Raw genomic sequence first — 3642 nt, forward strand, 5'->3', positions numbered from 1 at the left:
AGCCCCCTCTGTGCCCCAGGAGCCCCCATGGATCGTCACCGCCCTGTCCCGATCAATGCCGCCATCCACCGGCGCCGCAGGCTGCATGACATCTACGCAGCAGTGCTGGTTGGCGTGCTTGCCTGGACGGGCGCCAGCGTGGCCCAGGCCCCGGCAGACAACAGCGCGCCGCTGCAGTCGCCAGTGGAGATCCGCTACGGCGCCGACGGCATCAGCAAGGGCACCCTGCGCCCGGCAATGTCGGCCGTGTCGGTGGGTGGGCAGCCGTACCGCGCGCTGGTGTTCAACGGCGACTACGACGCGCCGCTGATCCGCACCCGTCCCGGTGGAACCGTGGCGATCACGCTGGACAACCAGATGGACGAAAAGACCAACCTGCATTTCCACGGCATGACCGTTACCCCGTTGGATTCGGGCGACAGCATCTTCCGCGAGGTTGGCCCGCACGAAAAGGGGCTGTACCGCTTCAAGCTGCCCCCCGACCACAGCCCGGGCGCGTACTGGTACCACAGCCATTTCCACGGCGGCGCGCAACGCCAGGTGGAATCGGGCATCGCCGGTCCGATCCTGGTGGACGGCATCCTCGATCCGTTCCCGGAGTTGAAGGGCATCCGGGAGCGCGTGCTGGTCCTGCGCAATTTCCAGAAGACGTTCACCGGCAAGCTGGCCAGCGAAATCGTCACCAGTGCGCCGTCGATCCGCACGGTCAACGGCCAGGCCGATCCGGTGATCGACATCCAGCCCGGCGAAACCCAGCTCTGGCACCTGATGAACATCTCGGCCAACCAGTACTTCCGCGTCCGCATCACCGGACAGAACGTGCAGATCCTGTCGCGCGACGGCAACACGGTGACCAAGCCGGTGATGGCCGACGAACTGCTGATCGGGCCGTCCGCCCGTTTCAGCATTCTCGTGGTCGGCGCGGGGGCGGGCGATCACGCGGTCGAGCTGGCCGCCGGTAATACCGGTGCGGCCGGCGACCAGTACAGGGGCGCACGCATTGCCACGATGCGGGTGGCCGGCGCGCCGGTCGCCACCCGCCGCATCACCAGCCCGTATCCGGTGAGCGAAGACCTGGCCAGGGTCAGGGTCGCCCACGTGCGCCAGTTCGCCTTCCAGGATTCGGCTACCGATGGCGACGCGTTCCTGATCAATGGCGAGCGCTTCGATCCGCGCCGGGTCAACACCACGGTCACGCTGGGCGACGTCGAAGAATGGCGCCTGTACAACCCCTCGCAGGAGCTGCATCAGTTCCATATCCACCAGACCGATTTCCAGGTGGTGGCGATCAACGACAAGCCCGTTCCGTTCAGTGGCTACCGCGATACGGTGTTCATTCCGGCGTGGGGCTCGATCACGCTGCGCATCCCGTTCCGTGACCCGGTGATGCTGGGCAAGTTCGTCTATCACTGCCACATCCTCGAACACGAGGACGGCGGCATGATGCAGGTGGTGCAGGTGGTGCGCCCGGAAGACTATGCCCAGGCAGTGAAGCTGGCCCCGCTGGGCGGCATCTATGGCGACAACCAGACCTGCGCCTACCTGCGCAACAGCGGGCGCGCGTTTACCCTGCCGGCCGACGTGCAGTTGCCTGCGGAGGGCCCGTGATGCGCATTCCCCGCAGAGCCAGTCTGGCACTGGGTGTGGCCGCCGGGCTTGGCTTGCTGTCCAGCCCTGCCCATGCCGACAAGGGGTACTACCCCAACGTTGGCATGGATTACAGCGCGGTCATGCAGTACGACTTCAGCCGCAGCGAGGGCGACGGCGCCAGCGCGCCGCGCAACACCACCGACTTCTACCCCGACATCCAGAGCAGCGTCTACGTGCGCTTCAGCCCCAACGACCAGGTGCGGCTGTCCACCGAGTTCAACCCGGTCAACCCGCCGGGCAACGGCGAAAAGCGCACCTTCGGCGACCTTGGGCTGGTGGTCAACGAGCTGAACTACTACAAGCTCACCCAACATACCCAGCTGCAGGTGGGCAAGCTGCAGGTGCCGTTCGGGCGCGCGATGGACGCCGCACCAGGGCTGTACACCAACGATTTCGTGGCGACCTACGACCTGGGCGGCGTGCTCGGTGCGACCTATGCCTACCGCTGGTTCGGGCAGAAGGTCGGCATGGTGCAGGGCGGTGTGAACCTCTACACCGCCGACACCACCGAGCTCAGCCGGCCATTCCTGCGCGGCGGTGCGCGTGTGCAGCGTTCCGATGGTGGGCCAGCCAACACCGGGCGGCTCGACTCCTATGCGGTCACCGTCAACTGGGATTCCATTCCCGCCGTGCCGTTCCTGGAGCTGCAGGCCGGCTACATGCGCAACCGCGCCGGCGAGGCACAGCCCGATACCGGTGCGGCCGATGACGAGGTGATCGCCATCGTATCGGCGCGCTACATCTGGGCCCCGGCGTCCAGCGCGGACCTGGATACCACCTTGCGGGGCCGCTACCTGGACATCGTGCCGCTGGTTGAATACGCGCACGTGCAGAACGAGAACGCGGTGGCCGGCAACGACACGCGCTACCTGACCACCTCGCTCACCATCGACTACGGGCGCTGGGTATTCGGCGCGACCCGCACCGACAAACGCCGCCCGTGGGCACCGGGCGCCGGTCGGCACGATTACCTCAACGAACTGAGCTGCGGTTACCGGTTGAGTGGCCAGCTGACCGTGGCGCTGTCGGTGGGCAGCCAGGCGCAGGGCGGACAGGATTCGAACCTGGTCGGGTTCGCGCTGACGTACAGCGGGGCGCACTGACATGCTGCGCCGGGTCTACCAGGCCGTCGTGCTGTCACTGGTGCTGGCGTGGGGGCTGCTGTCGGTGCCGCCGCTGGCCGCACAGACGCCACCGCTGATCGGCGGTGCGTTCACGCTGGTTGACCAGGACGGCCGCGCGGTCACCGAGCGCAGTTTCCACGGCACACCGGTGCTGCTGTACTTCGGCTTCACCTCCTGCCCGGATGTGTGTCCCACCGACCTGGCGCGCGTGGCGCGCATCGCGCAGCGGGTGCGGAAACTGGGCGGCCCCCGCCTGACGCCGGTGTTCGTCAGCATCGATCCGGCACGCGACACGCCGGCGAAAATGAAGGCCTACGTGCGCCTGTTCGGCACGGACGTGGTCGGCCTCACCGGCACGCCGGCCCAGATCGCCACCATCACCGATCGCTACCACGTGTACGTCAAGAAGGTGCCGACGGCGCAGCCGGGCCAGTACATGATGGACCACTCCACCTTCCTGTTCCTGCTGGATGGAACGGGGCGCTACGTCGACCATTTCGGGCGCAGTACCGACGAGGCGCAGGTGGCGGCCCGGATCCTTGCCGAACTGGCACCGGCCACCCCGAACCGCCACGCGTCACCCCGCGCCGCGCTTAGCCGACCGCACGCAACGCGGCGCGGGCAATCCGCGCGGCGCGTTGGCGCGGCCAGGGGCGGTTACGGGCGGCCGTTGTTGTTGGCCGCATTGGCGGCCTGGCGCAGTTCCTGGTCGGCCTGGATCAACAGCTGGCGGGCCCGCTCGGCGTGGCCACCAAGGCGCGAATCGTTGTCCTGCTGGGCCATGCCCACCAGCTGGTAGGCCTGCACGATGTGTTCCTGCGCGTTGCGCAGGTTGCCGTGGCGCTCGCCGATGTTCACGGTCGGCGCC

3 protein-coding genes are annotated in these 3642 nt (G+C 67.6%); all 3 read left to right on the forward strand.

Features of this window, described 5'->3' with window-relative positions:
- The first annotated feature begins 27 nt into the window (after window positions 1-27).
- The 3 genes from DBR34_RS08605 to DBR34_RS08615 are packed head-to-tail and all read left to right on the forward strand — an operon-like array spanning window position 28 to window position 3573.
- Window positions 28-1608: a multicopper oxidase domain-containing protein gene (locus DBR34_RS08605; protein ID WP_128096481.1), complete on the forward strand. Its 1581-nt coding sequence runs from the start codon at window positions 28-30 to the stop codon at window positions 1606-1608.
- The gene (locus DBR34_RS08610; RefSeq protein ID WP_128096482.1) at window positions 1608-2753 is read left to right on the forward strand and encodes a hypothetical protein; all 1146 of its coding nucleotides are present in this window, start codon (window positions 1608-1610) and stop codon (window positions 2751-2753) included. The genes DBR34_RS08605 and DBR34_RS08610 overlap by 1 nt, the downstream gene beginning before the upstream one ends.
- A gap of 1 nt (window position 2754) precedes the next feature.
- Window positions 2755-3573 carry an SCO family protein gene (locus DBR34_RS08615; RefSeq protein WP_128096483.1) on the forward strand — a complete coding sequence of 273 codons (819 nt, stop codon included), beginning with the start codon at window positions 2755-2757 and terminating at the stop codon, window positions 3571-3573.
- Window positions 3574-3642 lie beyond the last annotated feature (69 nt).

Source organism: Stenotrophomonas sp. HMWF003, assembly GCF_003061285.1.
In the GTDB taxonomy this organism is placed as follows: Bacteria; Pseudomonadota; Gammaproteobacteria; order Xanthomonadales; family Xanthomonadaceae; genus Stenotrophomonas; species Stenotrophomonas maltophilia_AP.